General features: G+C 65.1%; 15 protein-coding genes. 6 read left to right on the forward strand and 9 right to left on the reverse strand.

All coding sequences use genetic code 11. The features are described from left to right. Positions 1-18 precede the first annotated feature (18 nt). The 3 genes from JMY29_RS14840 to JMY29_RS14850 all read left to right on the forward strand — a co-directional run bounded on the left by JMY29_RS14840 (position 19) and on the right by JMY29_RS14850 (position 4690). Positions 19-1044 (forward strand): hydroxyacid dehydrogenase, encoded by a 1026-nt coding sequence (locus tag JMY29_RS14840; protein WP_227453546.1) that lies wholly within the window; start codon positions 19-21, stop codon positions 1042-1044. Further along, positions 1044-2138 (forward strand): LacI family DNA-binding transcriptional regulator, encoded by a 1095-nt coding sequence (locus JMY29_RS14845; RefSeq protein WP_189075298.1) that lies wholly within the window; start codon positions 1044-1046, stop codon positions 2136-2138. The genes JMY29_RS14840 and JMY29_RS14845 overlap by 1 nt, the downstream gene beginning before the upstream one ends. A 131-nt stretch (positions 2139-2269) precedes the next feature. Further along, positions 2270-4690: a polysaccharide lyase 8 family protein gene (locus JMY29_RS14850; protein WP_229778564.1), complete on the forward strand. Its 2421-nt coding sequence runs from the start codon at positions 2270-2272 to the stop codon at positions 4688-4690. 48 nt (positions 4691-4738) lie between these two features. Here the strand turns inward: JMY29_RS14850 and JMY29_RS14855 are convergent, their stop codons facing one another. The 4 genes from JMY29_RS14855 to JMY29_RS14870 form a co-directional block, all read right to left on the reverse strand. After that, positions 4739-5035, reverse strand: a complete 297-nt coding sequence (locus JMY29_RS14855) for a hypothetical protein (RefSeq protein WP_189075300.1) — start codon at positions 5033-5035, stop codon at positions 4739-4741. 23 nt (positions 5036-5058) lie between these two features. Then, positions 5059-5445 (reverse strand): hypothetical protein, encoded by a 387-nt coding sequence (locus JMY29_RS14860; RefSeq protein WP_189075301.1) that lies wholly within the window; start codon positions 5443-5445, stop codon positions 5059-5061. A 197-nt stretch (positions 5446-5642) separates the two neighbouring features. Then, a complete protein-coding gene (gabT, locus tag JMY29_RS14865; protein ID WP_018776808.1) occupies positions 5643-6998 on the reverse strand; it encodes a 4-aminobutyrate--2-oxoglutarate transaminase in 1356 nt (451 codons plus the stop codon). Between the two features lie 72 nt (positions 6999-7070). Then, positions 7071-8501: a gamma-aminobutyraldehyde dehydrogenase gene (locus JMY29_RS14870; protein ID WP_018776809.1), complete on the reverse strand. Its 1431-nt coding sequence runs from the start codon at positions 8499-8501 to the stop codon at positions 7071-7073. A 143-nt stretch (positions 8502-8644) separates the two neighbouring features. Between JMY29_RS14870 and JMY29_RS14875 the strand changes: the two genes are divergently transcribed. The 3 genes from JMY29_RS14875 (at position 8645) to JMY29_RS14885 (ending at position 12109) form a co-directional block, all read left to right on the forward strand. Next, positions 8645-10087: a PucR family transcriptional regulator gene (locus JMY29_RS14875; protein WP_018776810.1), complete on the forward strand. Its 1443-nt coding sequence runs from the start codon at positions 8645-8647 to the stop codon at positions 10085-10087. A gap of 64 nt (positions 10088-10151) precedes the next feature. Then, positions 10152-11432 (forward strand): MFS transporter, encoded by a 1281-nt coding sequence (locus tag JMY29_RS14880; RefSeq protein ID WP_189075302.1) that lies wholly within the window; start codon positions 10152-10154, stop codon positions 11430-11432. Beyond that, positions 11429-12109 carry a FadR/GntR family transcriptional regulator gene (locus JMY29_RS14885; protein WP_079580847.1) on the forward strand — a complete coding sequence of 227 codons (681 nt, stop codon included), beginning with the start codon at positions 11429-11431 and terminating at the stop codon, positions 12107-12109. Before JMY29_RS14880 ends, JMY29_RS14885 begins: the two co-directional genes overlap by 4 nt. A gap of 8 nt (positions 12110-12117) precedes the next feature. Here the strand turns inward: JMY29_RS14885 and JMY29_RS14890 are convergent, their stop codons facing one another. The 5 genes from JMY29_RS14890 to JMY29_RS14910 form a co-directional block, all read right to left on the reverse strand. Continuing rightward, a complete protein-coding gene (locus tag JMY29_RS14890) occupies positions 12118-13497 on the reverse strand; it encodes an MBL fold metallo-hydrolase (RefSeq protein WP_189075303.1) in 1380 nt (459 codons plus the stop codon). Between the two features lie 81 nt (positions 13498-13578). Then, complete coding sequence (locus JMY29_RS14895; RefSeq protein ID WP_055971495.1) at positions 13579-15045, reverse strand: FAD-dependent oxidoreductase; 1467 nt, start codon at positions 15043-15045, stop codon at positions 13579-13581. A 20-nt stretch (positions 15046-15065) separates the two neighbouring features. After that, a complete protein-coding gene (gene cobA, locus JMY29_RS14900; protein WP_039242585.1) occupies positions 15066-16328 on the reverse strand; it encodes a uroporphyrinogen-III C-methyltransferase in 1263 nt (420 codons plus the stop codon). Positions 16329-16440: 112 nt separating this feature from the next. Beyond that, positions 16441-17352 carry a glutaminase gene (locus JMY29_RS14905; protein ID WP_055971492.1) on the reverse strand — a complete coding sequence of 304 codons (912 nt, stop codon included), beginning with the start codon at positions 17350-17352 and terminating at the stop codon, positions 16441-16443. Positions 17353-17471: 119 nt separating this feature from the next. Beyond that, the gene (locus tag JMY29_RS14910) at positions 17472-18515 is read right to left on the reverse strand and encodes an LLM class flavin-dependent oxidoreductase (protein WP_189075304.1); all 1044 of its coding nucleotides are present in this window, start codon (positions 18513-18515) and stop codon (positions 17472-17474) included. Positions 18516-18537 lie beyond the last annotated feature (22 nt).

The following is an 18537-nucleotide window of genomic DNA, read 5'->3' on the forward strand; positions in this document are numbered from 1 at the left end:
ACCGGACGGAAACCTGCAGTGACCACCAACCTCCAGCACGCCGGCACCATCAAGGCTGCGTTCGTGATGGGCCGCAGTAATCTGCCCACCCTGTTCAGCACCGAGGACCTTGCCCGGCTCCGTGGAATCGTCACACTGCTGGATCCCGAGCCCGTCTCCGATTTCACCGTCCCGGGCACCCTTGAGCGCCTCGGAGACGCCGAACTGCTCATCACCGGGTGGGGCGCCCCTCTCATTGATGCCTTCGTGCTGGACCACTTGCCCCGGTTGCGCTGCATCGTCCACGCGGCAGGCACCGTGAAAACCTTTCTGTCCCCTGAGGTGTACACCCGGGGAATCCAGGTGTCGTCGTCGGCCGCGGCCAATGCCGTGCCGGTGGCCGAGTTCACGTTCGCCGCGATCGTCATGGGCCTGAAGAGGGCCCGGAGGTTCAGTGAGCAACTGCGCATGACAGGCGCCTCCCGCAACGCCGCAGGGTTTCCCACCATCGGAACCAACGGCGTCACGATCGGCTTGGTGGGCGCCTCCCGCGTCGGGCGCCAAGTGATCGGACTGCTCAAGAACCTCGACGCGCGGGTACTGGTCTACGACCCCTACCTCACCGCCGTCGAGGCCGCCGAACTGGGTGTTGAAACTGTTGGCCTGGACCAGCTCTGCGCCCTTTCCGATGTGGTGAGCATCCACGCTCCGGACATCGCTGAAACGCGCGGCATCATCGGTGCGCAGCAACTTGCCCTCATGAAGGACGGGACACTGGTCATCAACACCGCACGCGGCGCGCTGATCGATGCAGCAGCCTTGACGGCGGAACTCGTGTCGGGGCGGCTGGACGCGTATCTGGATGTCACGGATCCGGAACCGCTGCCTGCCGACTCGGTCCTGCACACCCTGCCCAATGTGGTGCTGACGCCTCATATCGCGGGGGCAATGGGCAACGAGATCCACCGTTTGGGCAGCCACGCCGTCACGGAAGTCCGGCGATTGAGCGAGGGCTTGCCCTTGGCTTATCCGGTATTGGCGGCGGATCTTGCGAGAATCGCCTAGTGACTGACAAAAGCTCCCCCACAGATCCGATCCATGCCCGCGGCGGCAGCGGCGCCACCATTGCCGACGTCGCGCAGGCGGCAGGCGTGTCCGTGGCCACCGTTTCCAGGGCCCTGAGTGGCAACTACCCGGTGGCCAAAGCCACGCGTGAGCGGATCTTCCGCTCCGTCTCGGACCTCGGCTACGTGGCCAACGCGCATGCCCGTGCCCTGGCCGGTGCCACTACCCGCACGGTCGGAATCATCATCAACGACGTCGCCGACCCTTTCTTCGCTTACATTGCCCGGGGTGTGGAGCGGCAGGCGAGCGCCGAGGGACGCCTGTGCCTGATCACCGCCACCCATGGCGACAAGGAACGGGAGCTCGCGCTGGTGGACCTCATGCGCGAGCAGCGGACTGATGCGGTGATCGTGGTGGGCGGAGCGTCGGACGACCCCCGTTACCGGAAGCAGATGGCCGACCGTGCCCGGGCGCTTGCCGCGGCAGGCTCCGCGTTGGTCCTGTGCGGCAGGCCGTCCCTGGGCCCTGGTGTTCCCACCAAGATGGTCACCTACGACAACGAAGGAGGCGCCTTCGCCATCACCGACTACCTCATCTCGCAGGGACACCGGAGGATCCTTTACGTCGGTGGCCCCCGTGATTTTTCGACGACGGCGTCCCGGCTGGCCGGTTTCTACCGCGCCCTGGATGCCCGCGGTATCGAACGCGATCCTGCCCTGGTCCACGAAGGAGCCTTTGGCCGCGGCTTCGGCTACAGCCGGATGCGCGAACTGTTGGAGCAGGACCTTGGGTTCACCGCCGTCTTTGGTGCCAACGACCTCGTCGCCGCCGGAATCCTGGAGGCTCTCGAAGAACGCGGAATCAGGGTCCCGGAGGACATTTCGGTTGTTGGCTACGACGACGTTCCCGTGGCCAGCGAGCTGCGTCCCCGCCTGACAACTGTGCGGGTGCCGCTCGAGGAACTGGGACGCGAAGCCGTGCGGCTGGCGCTGGCCCAGTCTCCGCACGACGCCGGCGCCTCCTCCGACAACACCCTCACCGTCGGCACGCACATAGTCATCCGGGACTCGGTGTCACCTCCCAAACAGTCGTGAACTCTCCGTTCACTGCTGTTGAGGGGCCCGGGAACCGGACATAAAGCTGCGGAGAGCTTCACCGCAGCCGCATTCCCATCACCCCCGAAACAGTTTTGAACGGAGCAGTTTTGAACTTCACTGGACCCACCATGAGCCGCCGAAATCTCTTCCGCACCACGGGGGCTGCCGCCCTCGCCGGGGCACTGCTGTCCCAGACAGCGCCGTCCATGGCAGCCGGCGACGCCGGCTTGCAGGAACTCATAGATCGTCGACGCCTGGTCCTTACCGGGAGCCGGAGCGCCGCGGATGTCCCCGAACTCGCAAGGCAGCTCGAAGGGATGGGCAGCACCGCCGGTACGTGGTGGACCTCCATGGACAAGGCGCCGGTCCGGACCTCTCTGTGGAGCGACATCCCCTTGACGGGCATAGGACAGTCCACCGCGGCTACCAGCAACATGGGCCTGCACTTCAACCGCCTCTACGACATGGCGTTGGGCTACGCGGTCCCCGGCAACCCCTACGCCGGGAACCCGGAACTGGCCGCTGACATTGTTGCCGGACTGAAGCTCCTCAATGACACCGCGTACAAGCCCGGGATGCGCGCTGCCGGAAACTGGTGGTTCTGGGAAATCGGTGTTCCCCGCAAGTCAGTGGATATCCTGACACTGCTTCATACCGAGGTCCCCGAAGCCCTGCGGACGTCCCTGCTGGCAGCTGTCCGCTGGTTCGCACCGAACCCGAATTGGCGCGGCCGTGCTACATCTTTCGCCGAGACAGGCGCCAACCGCGTGGACAAGGCGCTGGCCTGCTGCATGCGCGGCATCCTGGACAACAATCCGGATGAAATCGCGTTGGGACGTGATGCCCTGAGCGACACCGTCCGCGGTGGAGTCAACAGCGTGTTCACCTACGTGACCAGCGGCGACGGCTTCTATACCGACGGCTCCTTCGTGCAGCACACGTACCTGCCTTATGCCGGGACCTACGGCGTGGTGGCGTTAGCCGGTATCGCAGAGATCATTGCCATGCTGGGCGGGAGCTTGTGGGCCGTCAGCGACCCGAAAAGAACCGTACTCCTTGAGGCAGTGGAACAGACCTATGCCCCGTTCGTGTGGGACGGCCGGATCATGGACACCGTCCGCGGCCGTGCCGTGTCGCGGCAACGGGAACCCGACTACGTCAGCGGCTTCGGCCTGATCTCCGCGGTGCTGCTGTTGGCGCCGGGCTGCGAGGAGCCGTACCGTTCCCGGTTCCTGGCCTTGGCCAAGGGCTGGCTGGAACGCTGCGCAGACCAGAAACTCGTAGGGCACCCGACGCAGAGTCTGGCAAAGTCCCTGTTGTCCCTGGACGTCCTCTCCAATACCGCCGTGGTCTCCGCGCCGGCACCGGTGTACAGCCGCATGTTCGCCGACCAGGACCGACTGGTCCACCACCGCCCCCAGTGGGGTTGCACGGTGAACCTGTCCTCCAAGCGCATCGGCAGGTACGAGTGGGGCAACAGCGAGAACAACCTTGGCTGGTACCAGGGAGACGGCATGACGTTCGTTTACACCCGCCAGGACCCCTCGCAGTTCAGCTCCGATTTCTGGCCGACGGTGGATCCCTACGCCCTTCCCGGCACCACGGTCAATGACCAAGCACGGGCCAGCGGCGCGGGAGGCGCCGGGACCGGAATTCCGCGCGCTTTCCAGGCTTTTGCCGGTGGCCTCACCGTGGACGGCCGGTGGGGCGTCATCGGCATGGACCATCTCAACCACAACAAGACCTTGTCCGGCAGGAAGTCCTGGTTCTTCCTTGATGACGCGGTGGTCTGCATGGGGGCGGGCATCACCGGCACGGGTGGGGCTGCCGTCCAGACCACGTTGGAGAACAGGGCGTTCGCGTCAGGAACCGTGCCTGCGTTGCGGACCGATTCCCGGAACCGTCGCATGGCACCCGGCGATGCAGCAGTACAGCTCCAGAAGTCCGTGCACATCGAGGGGCACGGCGGCTACGTGTTCCTTGATGCGCCGGGAGTGTCCGGGGTGCCTGAAGTGGCCGTGGTCCGCCGAACGGGGAGCTGGTTCGACGTGAACTCCGGAGCAGACACCGGCGGGTCAACCGATCCTGTTACCCGGGACTATGTGACCGTCACGCACCGCCACGGTGTGGATCCATCCGGGTCGGGCTATGCCTACATGGTGTTGCCCGCGGCAAGCCATTCCACTACGTTCTCCCAGTCGGCCAACCCCGATGTCAACGTCCTGGCCAATTCGTCGGAGGTCCAGATGGTTGAGATGGTCAAGGACCAACTCGTCCTGGCCAACTTCTTCGCAGCAGGCACTGCAGGCGGCTATGCCGTCTCCGGCTCGTGCACCCTGGCAGCCCACCAGGCCGGGAACCAGCTCACACTGTCCGTGGCCGACCCATCCCGGACCCAAGCCAGCGTCCGGATCACACTGCCTGGTTCTCAGTGGCGCACCGTTGTACAGGCCGACGACGGTGTGGCCTTGGTCAGTGCCGGGCCCGTGGTCATCGAGATCCAGCTGGACGGACACGGCCACCAGAAGAACCTGACGCTGGGCACCTAGGGCGCTCCGGCGTCGAAATCGCAGGAGCCATGCAAGATCGCTGTCTAGCTACAGCGATCTCGGCGCGCTCCGGCGAACTCGGCCCACTGCGGCGACGGCGTGCGCCTGGTCAGTGTCGGGCCCGTGGTCATCGAGGTCCAGCTGGACGGACATGGTCACCAGAAGAACCTGACGCTGGGCACCTAGGGCGTTCCGGCGTCGAGATCGCGGGAGCCATGCAGGATCGCTGGATAGCAACGGCGACCTCGGCAAGGAACGGCGATCTCGGCGCGCTCCGGCGACGGCGTGCGCCTGGTCAGTGTCGGGCCCGTGGTCATCGAGGTCCAGCTGGACGGACATGGCCACCAGAAAAACCTGAGGCTTGGCGCCTAGGGCGTTCCGGCGTCGAGATCGCCGGAGCCATGCAGGATCGCATGATAGCAACGGCGATCTCGGCGCAGTCCGGCGAACTCGGCGCGCTCCGGCGAACTCGGCCCACTGCGGCGACGGCGTGGCCCGGCGACGGCGTGCGCCTGGTCAGTGTCGGGCCCGTGGTCATCGAGGTCCAGCTGGACGGACATGGTCACCAGAAGAACCTGACGCTGGGCACCTCGTGCATTCCGGCGTCGAGATCGCGGGAGCCATGCAGGATCGCTGGATAGCAACGGCGATCTCGGCCCACTCCGGCGATCTCGGCTCGCTACGGTGATCCCGGCGTGGGCCTGGTCAGTGCCGGGCCCGTGGTCAACGAGGTCCAGCTGGACGGACACGGTCACCAGAAGAACCTGACGCTGGGCACCTAGGGCGCTCCGGCGTCGAAATCGCGGGAGCCATGCAGGATCGCTGGATAGCAACGGCGAACTCGGCGAGGAACAGCGATCCCGGCACACTCCAGCGAACCCAGCGAACCCGGCGCACACACAGAAGGAGGGCCGGGAAACCCCGGCCCTCCTTCTGTGTACAGCGGTGAAAGTTACGCGTTGGCCTTGATGGCTGCGGCGAGGACCTCGAGGCCGTCGAGGAGCAGTTCGTCGCTGATGACCAGCGGCGGGAGCAGACGGATCACGTTGCCGTAGGTGCCACAGGTGAGGATGATGACACCTTCCTTGAGGCAAGCAGCGGCAACGGCCTTGGTGAGCTCGGCGTTGGGTTCCTTGGATCCGGGCTGGACGAGCTCGATGGCCAGCATGGCGCCACGGCCACGGATATCGCCGACCACGGAAACTTCTTCAGCGAGTTCGCGCAGCTTGCCCAGGGCGAGCTCTTCGATGTGGCGGGCGCGGCCGTTGAGGTCGTGCTGTTCCATGGTGTCGATCGCGGCGAGTGCTGCTGCGCAGGCAACCGGGTTGCCACCGTAGGTGCCGCCGAGGCCGCCCGGGTGGACGGCGTCGAGCAGGTCGGCGCGGCCGGTGATCGCGGACAGCGGGAGGCCGCCGGCGATGCCCTTGGCCATGGTGATGATGTCCGGGACAACGCCTTCGTGGTCAACGGCGAACCATTCGCCCGTGCGGCAGAAGCCGGACTGGACTTCGTCGGCGATGAAGACGATGCCCTTTTCCTTGGCCCATGCGGACAGTGCCGGCAGGAAGCCTTCGGCCGGAACGATGAAGCCGCCCTCGCCCTGGATGGGTTCAATGATGATCGCGGCAACCTGGTCGCCACCGATCTGCTTCTCGATCATGGTGATGGCGCGCTTGGCTGCCTCGGCACCCGTGATCTCCGGGTTCTCTTCACGGAACGGGTAGCTCATTGGCATGCGGTAGACCTCGGGCGCGAACGGGCCGAAGTTGGTCTTGTACGGCATGGCCTTGGCGGTCAGTGCCATGGTCAGGTTGGTGCGGCCGTGGTAGGCGTGGTCGAAAGCAACCACGGCGTCGCGGCCGGTGGCCAGGCGTGCAACCTTGACGGCGTTCTCCACGGCTTCAGCGCCGGAGTTGAACAGCACGGTGCGCTTGGCGTGGTCGCCCGGGGTGAGGCGGTTGAGCTGCTCGGCAACTGCAACGTAGCCCTCGTAGGGGGTAACCATGAAGCAGGTGTGCGTGAAGTGCGCTGCAGCTTCCTGGACAGCGGCGACGACGGCGGGATCAGACGCGCCGACGCTGGTCACGGCGATGCCGGAGCCGAGGTCGATGAAGGAGTTGCCGTCGACGTCGCGGATGATGCCGCCGTCGGCGTCTTCAACGTAGACGGGGACGCCCGAGGCGACGCCGGCAGCAACGACGGCGGAGCGACGCTCGGCCAGTGCCTGCGACTTGGGTCCGGGGAAAGCGCCGTTGATGTTGCGCTTCTGCTCGATGCGGTACGACAGTTCGTTCGCGGTGGTGGTCATGGGGTGGTTGCCTTTCTGGGAAATTCGTACGGGTTACGCGGACGCGTTACGCAACTGCGTTATGCAATTGCGTTATGCATCCAATGCACTCATCACGTGCTTGATCCGCGTGTAGTCCTCGACGCCGTACATGGAGAGGTCCTTGCCGTAGCCGGACTGCTTGAAGCCGCCGTGCGGCATCTCTGCCGTCAGGAGGATGTGGGTGTTGATCCAGACCGCACCGAAGTCCAGGTCGCGGCTCATGCGCATGGCCGTCCCGTGGTCGGTGGTCCAGACGCTGGACGCCAGGGCGTATTCGACGTCGTTGGCCAGCTCGAGTGCTTCTTCTTCCGTGCTGAACTTCTGCACGGTGATGACCGGACCGAAGGTTTCCTTCTGCACGATGTCGTCGCTCTGCTTGGCGCCGGTGATGATGGTGGGCTCGAAGAAGAAGCCCTTCTCGCCTGCGCGGTGGCCACCGGTTTCGATCTTGCAGTTCGCCGGGAGGTGCTCCACCACGGAGGTCACGGCGTTGAAGTGGTTCACGTTGTTGAGCGGACCGAAGTAGTTGTCTTCGTCGTTCTGCGAACCGGTGTGCAGGGTCTTGGTGTGCTCCACCATGGCTGCCACGACGTCATCGTGGACGGAGTCCTCAATGAGCACGCGGGTGATGGCGGTGCAGTCCTGGCCGGCGTTGAAGAAGGCGAACTCGGCGATGGCCGCTGCGCTCTTCTTGATGTCGGCATCCTTGAAGACGATGGCCGGAGCCTTGCCGCCAAGTTCCAGGTGGGCACGCTTGAGGCCCTTGGCTGCGCCGCTGGCAACTGCGATGCCTGCGCGGACGGAGCCCGTGATGGACACCAGTCCGGGAACCTTGTGGTCAACCATCATGGCGCCGGTTTCGCCGGTGCCCAGGACAACGTTGAGGACGCCGGCCGGGAAGATCTCGCCGGCAAGGCGTGCCAGTACCAGGGTGGACTCCGGGGTGGTGTCCGAGGGCTTCAGGACCACGGTGTTGCCCGCGGCCAAGGCGGGGCCGATCTTCCAGATGGCCATGAGGAACGGGTAGTTCCACGGCGCAACCTGGGCTACGACGCCGATCGGTTCGCGGCGCACGTAGGAGGTGTGGCCCTCGAAGTACTCGCCTGCGGACTTGCCTTCCATGATGCGGGCGGCACCGGCGAAGAAGCGGAGCTGGTCGGCGCCGGCCGCAACTTCCTCGGATGCGATCAGGGAGCGGACCTGGCCGGTGTTGCGGTGCTGGGCTTCCACCAGTTCGTCGCTGTTGGCTTCCACGGCATCGGCGAGCTTGAGCAGCATGAGCTGGCGCTGGCCGGGGGTTGCCTTCTTCCAGGTCTTGAAGGCCTCGTTGGCGGCGGTCATGGCTGCGTCCACGTCGGCTTGCACCGAAATGGGCGACTTGGCAACGATTTCCCCGGTGGCAGGGTTAACGATGTCCAGGAGACCCGTACCTGCCGGCGTGACGAATTCGCCATTGATGAAGTTCTGCAAGGTTTGAACCACGGCGTGCAACCCTCTTTCGGTGTCTGGGCATGGATTTAGCTGATCAGAGCCTATGCCAGGGAGGGGGTGCAAGGAATAGTCAGCTGCACACACAAGCACACCCCGCTTAGTGCGCTTGCCCAGCGCCGGGTTACGCTTTAAACATGGCTCTGTCCCTCGCTTCGCTCGTCGCTGTCCCCTCCCTGAAACTCCGTCAGTCCGGCCTCGCCGAGACCACGTGGAACCAGGACATCAGCTGGGTCGCGGTGACCGAATTGGAAGACCCGCAACGCTTCCTCAGTGGCGGCGAGCTGGTCCTCACCACGGGCCTTCGCCTCAAAAGCGCGGCTGATCAGCGGCGCTTCGTCCGCCAGGTCCAACGCGCGGGTGCTGTGGGGATCGGTTTCGGTATAGGCCTCACCCATGAATCGGTTCCCGAAGCCCTGATCGCAGAGGCCAACCGCTGGGGATTGCCCTTGGTGGAGGTGCCCTACGAAATCCCGTTCATCGCCATCGGCAAACTCGTGGCAGAGTCCCACTCCGCCGACCATTATTCCAACCTCGAACGCCTCCTGGCCGGGCACCAGATCCTTGCCCGCTCACTGCTGACCGGCGGCGGCCTCAATGAACTCCTCAAGCAACTTGGCAGCATGCTGCGAACTGACGTCGTGCTCACCCAGTTCAGCGCGCAGCTCTATAACAGCGTGGTGGGGAAACCGGCCCCGACGGCGGACGGTTGGGCTTCGTATCCGATTCCCACCGGCCGCAGGGACGCCTGCACGCTCTGGTTGCGGCAGCCTTTCATCGACTCGGGAATCGTCAGCTACGCGCAGAACCTGATCAGCGTGGAGCTCAACAACATGGTCAAGCAGCGGCAGTCCCAGCGTGCCATGGCCGGGCAGGTGCTGGACGACGTCATCCACGGCACCCTGGAAACCATCGAGGCAGCCCGCCGTTTGGCAGGTGTCGGGATCAACAGCACAAGGAAAAACGTCGTGCTGGTTGCCGAGTCCACGGCACACCACAAACAGCTGGTCAGTATTTCCCTGCCCCAGGCGCTGGAAGGCGGCGTCAGCGCCGTCGTCGGCAAGGATTTGGTGACGGTAGTCAGCGACGACGGCAGTTCCGCCACCGCCCTGGCCAAGAGCCTTAGCGATCACCTGCAAGAGGCCGGCATTCACGCCGTGATCGGCATCGGCGGGGCCTACACCAAGCCGAACGGCCTGCGGTGGAGCTACTTCGAAGCGCGCGACGCCGCGGCGCACGGCTTGCCGGTGAACGAGCCCGAACGGCTGAGCCTGACGTCACTGCTGCTGGCCAGCGAGGATGTTCCGTTGGCGGACATGGCCAGCGAGTCCCTCACCCCGCTGCGCAAGTTTGATGCCGCCCATGGCGCAGAGTTGGTGGCCACCCTGGAGAGCTACCTGAACCACAACGGCTCCGTGGCCGCGGTTGCCGAGGCGCTTACCCTCCACAGGAACACCGTGCGGTACCGTCTGGCCCAGATCACGGAACTGACCGGCTACGACCCCTCGCAAACCCAGGACCGGGTGCAGCTATGGCTCGCCTTGGCGGTCCAACGGCTCGGCTCCCGCAACCCCAGGTAGCCGCTCCCGGAGAGCTTCGCCACAAAACTGTAGACATTAGACGTCAAACGTCTAACCTTTAAATATGGCGACGACCCCTCTGACACCCACGACAGGAAACATCCCGACGATTGCTGCTACCCAGGCTTCTTCCGCTTCGGCCAGCCAGGCAGTCCCCAGGACGCGCGTCGTCGCCGTCGTCGGCATTATTGCCGTAGTGCTCATCGGCCTGAACCTGCGTGCCGGGATTACCAGTGCCGCGGCCCTGTTCCACGAGCTGCAGCAGGTCCTGGGCTACGGGGCCCTGGTGGCATCGGTCCTGCCATCCATCCCTCTGCTGTGCTTCGCGGTGGCGGGCATGGGAACCTCGTGGTTGACCCGCCGCGTAGGTGTCGAAAAAGCCATTGCCATCGCCTTGGCCCTCCTGGCTGCGGGCTTGCTGGTCCGTGGCGTGCCGGTGACTGGCGCCCTGCTGGGCGGCACGGTCCTGGCCATGTCAGGGCTGGCAGTGTGCAACGTGGCCATGCCGTCGTTCATCCGCGAGCACTATGCGGACCGCACGTCCATGATGACCGGCCTCTACACGTTCACCATGTCCGGCGGCGCAACCTTCGCCGCAGCGGTCAGCGTTCCCTTGGCACAGCAGCTCGGCTCGCCGTCCATGGGGCTGGCGGCATGGGGCCTGCTGGGTGTCGCGGCGCTCCTCGGTCTCCTGCCCGTAGTCCTGCACACGCACCGGAACACCACCAAGACCGACCGCCCGCGCGTCTCCATGTGGCCACTGCTCCGCACGCGCCTCGGCATCCTGATCACCGCCATCTTCACCTTCCAGGCCTTCCTCGCATATGCCGTGATGAGCTGGTTCGCCTATATCCTCACCTCCCAAGGGCTGAGTGCCTCCGAAAGCGGCCTCCAGTTCGGCGTCATGCAGTTGGTTTCGGTGGCGGCCGGAATGATCCTCCTCGCTTTCGGCTCACGGCCCGGCATGCTCCGCCCCGCGCTCTACCTCGCAAGCAGCTCCACGCTGGTGGCCATCGCCGCCATGCTGTGGCTGCCGACGTCGATGGCCGTGGTGCCGGCTGTGCTGTTCGGCTTCGGCTTGGGCATCTTCCCGCTGGTTTTGGTGATCATCAGCCGAAGCGGAGGTTCGACGGCGGAAACCACCGCACTCTCCACCATCGCCCAATCGCTGGGATACTTGATTGCGGCAATCGGCCCCTTCGGGATGGGGCTGCTCCACAGCGCCACCGGCGGCTGGGTGTTGCCCATGAGCCTGCTGTCCATCGTGGCTGTGGCGCTCATGGTCACTTGCCACCTGCTCACCAGCAAGCGCACTGCCACCAAGACCGCACCGAGGACCGTATGACCCTGACGCCTTCCCACCGCCCGGCCCTGGCCGAGGAAATCACCGCGAAGCTGCGGGACATGATCAAGTCCGGCGAGTGGCCATTGCAGGAACGCATCCCGGCTGAGCCCGAGCTCATGTCCACGTTGGGGGTTTCCCGAGGCACCCTCCGCGAGGCGATCAAAGCACTGGCGCACTCAGGCATGCTCGAAGTCCGCCGCGGTGACGGCACGTATGTGCGTGCAAACAGCGAGATGTCCGGGGCAGCCCAGCGCATGTACCTCGAGCACACGCAGGAACACATCGTGGAAGTCCGGCTTGGCCTGGACACCCAGGCTGCCCGCCTGGCCACCAAGCACGCCACCACGGAGGATCTGGCAGAGATGCGCCGGCTCCTTGCCGCCCGCCACGATGCATGGCTTGCGGAAGATTACCCTGCATGGGCCAGCGCCGATTGGGAGTTCCACGAACGCGTCGCCCTGGCATCAGGCAATCCGCTGTTGCACCAGCTCTATGTTTCCTTTGGCGGCGTGTTCCACAACGATCTCTTGCGGCAGCAACGCAAGGGCGGCTTCAACGGCATTCCCCGTGAGGGCCACGACGAACTGGTGGACGCCCTGGAAGCGCGGGATCCCGACGCCGCTGTCCGCAGCGTCTACCGGAATCTCGACTATTGCTCGGACCAAAACCCGCGCTAGCCCATCAATTACGGCGTGGTCTCGATCCCTGCTCCGGCCGCGTCCCTGAACCTTGCGTTGATCAGCACCACGTCACGGCCGGCCCGGTCCAGCAGGCTGGCAGCAACACTGGCGCGGTATCCCGTGGCACAGTGCACCCAGATCCTGGCGTCGGGCAGCTCGGTGATCCTGCCGAGGAGCTCGTAGACAGGAACGTTCAGGGCGCCTTTGATGTGGGACGCCTCGAATTCCTCCGGGCGGCGCACATCCAACACCATGTCCTCCGGTTCCCTGCCCTTGAGGAGTGCAGCCCAGTCACCGTGAGGGTAGCTCGCCTGTGGAGACTCCGGCGCCAAGGCACCTATGTCCACGGCTCCGCCGTCAGGCCCGACGGCGGCATCCGGCCTTTCGATGCCGATCCTCGCCAGGTCCCGGATCGCTTTCTCCACCTCGTCCCGCGGTCCCAGCAAGGTGAGCGGTTGGTTCCACGGGATCACCCAGCCGAGGTAGCTGGTGAAGTTGTCCCCCTTCCCGTACTCGAAGCTCACGCTGCCGTGCAGATGGCTCTCGGCGAAAGCCACGCGGTTGCGCAGATCCACCACCCACTCCCCCGCCTTGAGACGCCTGTCCAATTCCGTGGCATCCACGGAGTCCGGCACCCCCAGCTCCGCCGGACCAACACCAGCCGCGTTGAGGGGACTCATGTGGGCGTAGTACGCAGGGTAGGCCGTAATGTTCGCCAGTAACTCGGAGACGAAGTGGTCTTCATGGGGATCCGTCAAGGCATGGTTGGACCGGACTTGCTCGCCGATCGTCGATGAATCCTGGTAGCTCGCGGGTCCGCTGGAACAAAACGAGCCGAATCCGTGGGTTGGGTAGAGTGCCGCGTCCGGGGGTGCCGCGTCCACCAGCCGACGGACCGAAGAATACTGTTTGTGGGCCAGCTTGGCGGTGTCGTGGGGTGACACCAGGTCCGTCCGCCCAACGGAACCGTAGAGCAAGCTGCCGCCTGAAAACACAGCCTCCGGACCGCCGTCGGGCGCGTCATCGCGGACCACGTATGAGAGGTGCGTGTGGGTGTGCCCCGGAGTGGCAACCACTTTCACCAACAGCCGTCCGACGCGGAGAACCTGGCCGTCGGAGACGGGGACGCGCGCAAATGACACCTCGTCCGCAGCGTTCACCCAGTACTCGGCTCCGTGCGCTTCAGCCAGGACGAGGCCGCCAGTGACGTAGTCGTTATGAAGGTGGGTCTCGGCCACATGGGTGATCCGGACGCCGGCGTCGGCGGCTGCCGCTTCCACCCGGTCGATGTCCCGTTGCGGGTCGATCACCAGGGCGACGGCACCGTCGTGGACAAGGTAGCTCCGGTCCCCCAGCTGGGGCGTTTCAATGACGACGACGTCCATACCCCCACCTTAAAACAACGCGGGGTCACTTAGGGCCCATCCGGAAGCTCCGAATGGGCCCTAAGTGACCCCGCGTTGGTCTTAGACCTGTGCCGAGACTCCATCGCGGGAGATGTCGACCATGTCCTCACGCGGCACAACCTTGATGCGCTCACGCTGGACTTCGACGCCGTGGGAGCCGCCGGCTTCGGTGGCTGCTGCGCCAAGGGCGAGCTCGTGGGCATCCAGTGCCAGCCAGCCTTCCCAGCTGGTGAACTTCACGCCGCGGGCATCCAGCAGATCCACGACGGCGTCTGCCGCCGGGACCTCAGCCAGCGGCAGGTTTTCGCGGTCCTCCAGCAGGTAGGTGACGGTTTCCAGGGCATCGCCCTTGGTGTGGCCGATGAGGCCGACGGGACCACGCTTGATCCAGCCGGTCGCGTAGAGGCCCGGAACGTGCTGGCCGTCGGCGTCCAGGACGCGGCCGCCGTCGTTGGTCACGACGCCCTTCTTGTGGTCGAACTCGACGTCCGGCAGCGCCGAACCGAAGTAGCCGATGGCGCGGTACACGGCCTGGACCGGGTAGTCGATGAACTCGCCGGTGCCGCGGGCGTTGCCCGTGCCGTCCAGCTCGGTGCGCTCGAACTTGATGCCGGCAACCTTGCCCGGAGTCTCCGCGGAGTCGACGATCTCCACCGGGCTGTGCAGGAAGTGCAGGTGCAGGCGGCGGGAAGCCTTCAGCTCGGACAGGTCCTCGGGCTGCTCGGCGATCCAGTTGGTGAGAGTGCCGACCATGGTCTTGGTCTGGTTGTTCGTCTGGATCTGGCGGTCGGACTCTTCGTCGAACTCGAAGTCCTCGGCGTAGAGGATGATGTCGACGTCCTTGGAGTGCGAAAGCTCCCGGAGTTCCAGCGGGGTGAACTTGACCTGGGCCGGGCCACGGCGGCCGAAGACGTGGACGTCCGTGACCGGGGAATTCTTCAGGCCGGCGTAGACGTTGTCCGGGATCTCGGTGACCAGGAGGTCATCAGCGTGCTTGGACAGGACACGTGCCACGTCCAGGGCCACGTTGCCGTTGCCCAGGACGGCGATTTCCTTGGCGTCCAGGGGCCATTCGCGGGAAACGTCCGGGTGACCGTCGTACCAGGACACGAAGTCCGCGCCGCCGAAGGAACCCTCAAGCTCGATGCCCGGGATGTTCAGGTCGGCATCCTTGATGGCACCGGTGGCGAAGATGATGGCGTCGTAGTGCTTGCGGAGGTCCTCGATGGAGATGTCCGTGCCGTAATCGACGTTGCCGAAGAAGCGGATGTCGCCGCGGTCCAGCACTTTGTGCAGGGCGTTGACAATGCCCTTGATGCGGGGGTGGTCCGGAGCAACGCCGTAACGGATCAGGCCGTAGGGGGCCGGGTAGCGGTCGAAGAGGTCGATGCTGACGTTGAGTTCGCCGCTCTTGACGGCCTCGCTCTTGGTCAGGATGTCAGCTGCGTACACGCCGGCGGGGCCGGAGCCGATGACGGCGACGCGGAGCGGACGGTCCGCAGAACCTACGGGGGTGCTAATTGACACGGCTGTGTTCCTTCTTCTTCTCAGTTACTGCGGACGCGGGGACGGTTGGGGGTGATGGTGCTGTAGTCGGCGGTCTTGAAATGCTGGGGCGCAAAGGGGCTGACCCGGACGACGTCGCCGATCACGATGACCGCTGGATTGGCCACACCCACGGCTTCCGCCTGGTCCGCAATGCTTCCCAAAGTGCCGATGGTGACGCGCTGGTCCGGCAAATACCCGTTCTCTACGATACCCACTGGAGTGTCCAAAGGCAGACCCGAGCCTGCCAGGGCAGCCGCGGAATCGCGCAATTGCGCCACTCCCATGAGCAACACCACAGTGTGATCGGGCCGTGCGGGAACTTCGGACAGCTCCTCGTGGCCGGTGACCACGCTGAAGCCCTTCGCCAGGCCGCGGTGGGTCACCGGGATGCCGGCGGCTGCCGGAACCGAAATCGCGGACGTCACGCCGGACACCACTTCAACCTCGACGCCGTTCTGCCGGCAAAATTCTGCTTCCTCGCCACCGCGCCCCAGGACGTAGGGGTCGCCGCCTTTCAGGCGGACCACACGATTGCCCTTCAGGGCTTCGTCCACGAGGATGCGGTTGATCTCGAGCTGCGGCACGGGATGGTGGCCTGGCGTCTTGCCGACCTCGATCACGCGGACGTCCGGCGCAAGCTCTTTGAGCAGCTCGCGGGGACCAAGACGGTCGGCAACAACGACGTCGGCCTGGCCCAGCAGGCGCCTGCCGCGGACGGTGATGAGTCCCGAGTCGCCCGGACCGCCACCGACCAGAGCCACAGAGCCGCCTGCGCCCGGCTTGCGGTGCCTGCGAAGCGGGAGGTCACCTGTTTCAAGGGCTGTGGCCACAGCGTTGCGCAGTGCCATGGCGCGGCGTGGGTCTCCTCCGGCGTTGATGGCAATCTTGACGTCGTCCACCACGGCCACGGCAGGCGTCCACGCGGCTGAAGCTTCGTGGTCGGAGGCGTTGACGCACCAGATGCGCTGCGCCTCGGCGTCGGCTGCCACCTGGGTGTCCACGGCGGATGTGCCGGTCGCCGTCTGGACGAACCAGACGCCGTCGAGGTCTGACGTGCGGTATTCGCGCGCTTCCCAGGAGAGGAGTCCCGAAGCGTCGAGGCCTTGAAGTGTTTCAGTGGCAATGGGAGCGACCACGGTGACTTTCGCACCGGCGTCGAGCAGCCCCTTGGCGCGGCGTTCCGCGACGGGGCCGCCGCCCACGACCAGCACCGGGCGGCCGAGCAGCCTCAGCGCGGTGGGGTAAATGTCCTGTATTGCCATGAAAAAACTGTAGGGCGGCGCCGTAATATGCTTCAAAGGCTCGGAAACAACCGGTAACGCTGGGTAATCCAACGTCACAAAAAGTCTGCAAAGGGCCCCGGGATCCGGCGGGCTAGAAGACGGACCACCCGGTGCGCGTGGTGAACTCGTCCAACGCGGCCACACCTGCCACGGAATTGCCGGAACGCCCCAGCCCAGGGCTCCACACGCTGATGGCGCACTTGTTCGGAACCACGGCCACGATTCCGCCACCAACCCCGCTCTTCCCCGGCAGGCCCACCCGGTACGCGAACTCCCCGGCGGCGTCGTACGTCCCGCAGGTGAGCATCACGGCGTTGATTCTCTTGGTTTGCGCCGGTGACAGCACCAGGGTTCCGTCGGCTCCCAGGCCGTTCGAAGCGAGGAACCGGGTCGCCAGCGCCAGGTCTTCGCAGGTCATGGCCAGGGCGCATTGCTTGGCGTAGGAGTCCAGGACATCATCGACCGGGTTCTCCAAGTTGCCGCAGCTGGCCAGGAAGTGGGCCAATGAAGCATTCCGGTGCCCTTTGCCCAGTTCGGACGACGCCACGACCTGATCCGTATCGAGGCCCGTATTTCCGGTTTCCTGGCGCATCAATTCCCGGACGGCGTGCGCAGCGTCGCCTGTCAGGCTCAGGAGCCGGTCCGTCACGACGATCGCACCGGCATTGATGAACGGATTCCGGGGAATGCCTTCCTCGCTTTCCAACTGGACCAGCGAGTTGAAGGGGTTGCCCGAGGGTTCGCGGAAGACGCGCTTCCAGATACGGTCGCCGTCGGAAGCCAGAACCAAGGCGAGGGCGAAGACTTTGGAGATGCTTTGAATGGAGAACTCCACATGGGCATCCCCGGCCGAGAACACCTCGCCTTCCCGGGTAACCACCGAGATCCCGAACTGGTCCGGGTCTACGGATCCCAGCTGTGGAATGTAGTCGGCCACCTTCCCTTGGCCAACGTGCGGTTGGACTGCGCCGACGATGTCTTCGAGGAGATTCTGAATGTCCATGGGAAACCTCTAATGTCTGGGTGCGTCCCGTCGTCGTTGACGTGGCGCACAAGTGCTCCTGGGGTGCACGGCAACCGCGCACAGCGAGCAACACTACCGGCCGTTAGGGGCCGTCCGGTTCACACTACGTGGTTGGCCTGCCATCCGAACGCTGGCGCTATGTGTTTGGCCACATTCCCCAGCAGCTTGGCGTTGTATTCCACTCCCAGCTGGTTGGGTACCGTCAGCAGGACGGTGTCCGCAGCCTGGACAGCTGCGTCATTGGCCAGTTCGTCCGCAAGGGCGTCCGGCTCTCCGATGTAGCTCTTGCCGAACCTGGACAAGGCTCCGTCGAGGATCCCGACCTGGTCCTGGCTGTCCGCCTGGGCGCGGAGGCCGAAGTAGCGGTTGTCCTCAGCATCGACGATCGGGATAACACTGCGGCTCACCGAGACCCTGGGCTCAAAATCATGACCTGCAGCGGCCCAGGCTTCGCGGAACATCCGGATCTGTTCTGCCTGCAATTCATCGAAGGGCACGCCGGTGTCTTCAGTGAGGAGTGTCGAGCTCATCAGGTTCATGCCCTGCTCGGCAGCCCACACGGCTGTTTTTCGGGTGCCGGCTCCCCACCAGATCCGCTGCGGAAGGCCCGGCGACAGGGGCTGGATGGGAAGCAAACCCGTCGCACCTCCGGAGTAGTGCGGATCGGCTTCGGCCACGCCGTGACCGGCGATTGCTTTGCGGAACAATGCTGTGTGACGCCGGGCCATGTCACCGCCGTCTTCACCATCGGCGGGGACATAGCCGAAGTTCGCGGCACCGTTCCGGGCAGGCTCGGGTGAACCACGGCTCACGCCGAGCTGCAGCCTGCCGTCGCTGATGAGGTCCGTGGCGGCAGCTTCTTCGGCCATGTAGAGCGGGTTTTCGTAGCGCATGTCGATCACGCCGGTGCCCATCTCGATACGGCTGGTCCGAGCTGCGATGGCTGCAAGAAGGGGGAACGGCGAGGCCTGCTGGCGCGCAAAGTGGTGCACACGGAAGAACGCACCGTCGATGCCCGATTCCTCCGCGGCGACGGCCAGTTCGATCGCTTGCTTCAGGGCCTCGCCGGCAGTGGGAACCAAGGAGCCGGGGACGCGGGCCCAATGGCCAAAGGACAGGAAACCGATCCGTTTGTTGTGCATGTCCGGAACAACGCTGGCCGGC

This window comes from Paenarthrobacter nicotinovorans (assembly GCF_021919345.1).
GTDB lineage: Bacteria > Actinomycetota > Actinomycetes > Actinomycetales > Micrococcaceae > Arthrobacter > Arthrobacter nicotinovorans.

Bases quoted from the DNA above. Each gene is read 5' to 3' on its own strand.
- JMY29_RS14850 (WP_229778564.1), top strand. From the start codon at position 2,270: ATGAGCCGCCGAAATCTCTTCCGCACCACGGGGGCTGCCGCCCTCGCC.
- JMY29_RS14905 (WP_055971492.1), bottom strand. From the start codon at position 17,352: ATGGACATTCAGAATCTCCTCGAAGACATCGTCGGCGCAGTCCAACCG.
- JMY29_RS14890 (WP_189075303.1), bottom strand. From the start codon at position 13,497: ATGGACGTCGTCGTCATTGAAACGCCCCAGCTGGGGGACCGGAGCTAC.
- cobA (WP_039242585.1), bottom strand. From the start codon at position 16,328: ATGGCAATACAGGACATTTACCCCACCGCGCTGAGGCTGCTCGGCCGC.
- JMY29_RS14880 (WP_189075302.1), top strand. From the start codon at position 10,152: ATGGCGACGACCCCTCTGACACCCACGACAGGAAACATCCCGACGATT.
- JMY29_RS14875 (WP_018776810.1), top strand. From the start codon at position 8,645: ATGGCTCTGTCCCTCGCTTCGCTCGTCGCTGTCCCCTCCCTGAAACTC.
- JMY29_RS14885 (WP_079580847.1), top strand. From the start codon at position 11,429: ATGACCCTGACGCCTTCCCACCGCCCGGCCCTGGCCGAGGAAATCACC.
- gabT (WP_018776808.1), bottom strand. From the start codon at position 6,998: ATGACCACCACCGCGAACGAACTGTCGTACCGCATCGAGCAGAAGCGC.
- JMY29_RS14910 (WP_189075304.1), bottom strand. From the start codon at position 18,515: ATGCACAACAAACGGATCGGTTTCCTGTCCTTTGGCCATTGGGCCCGC.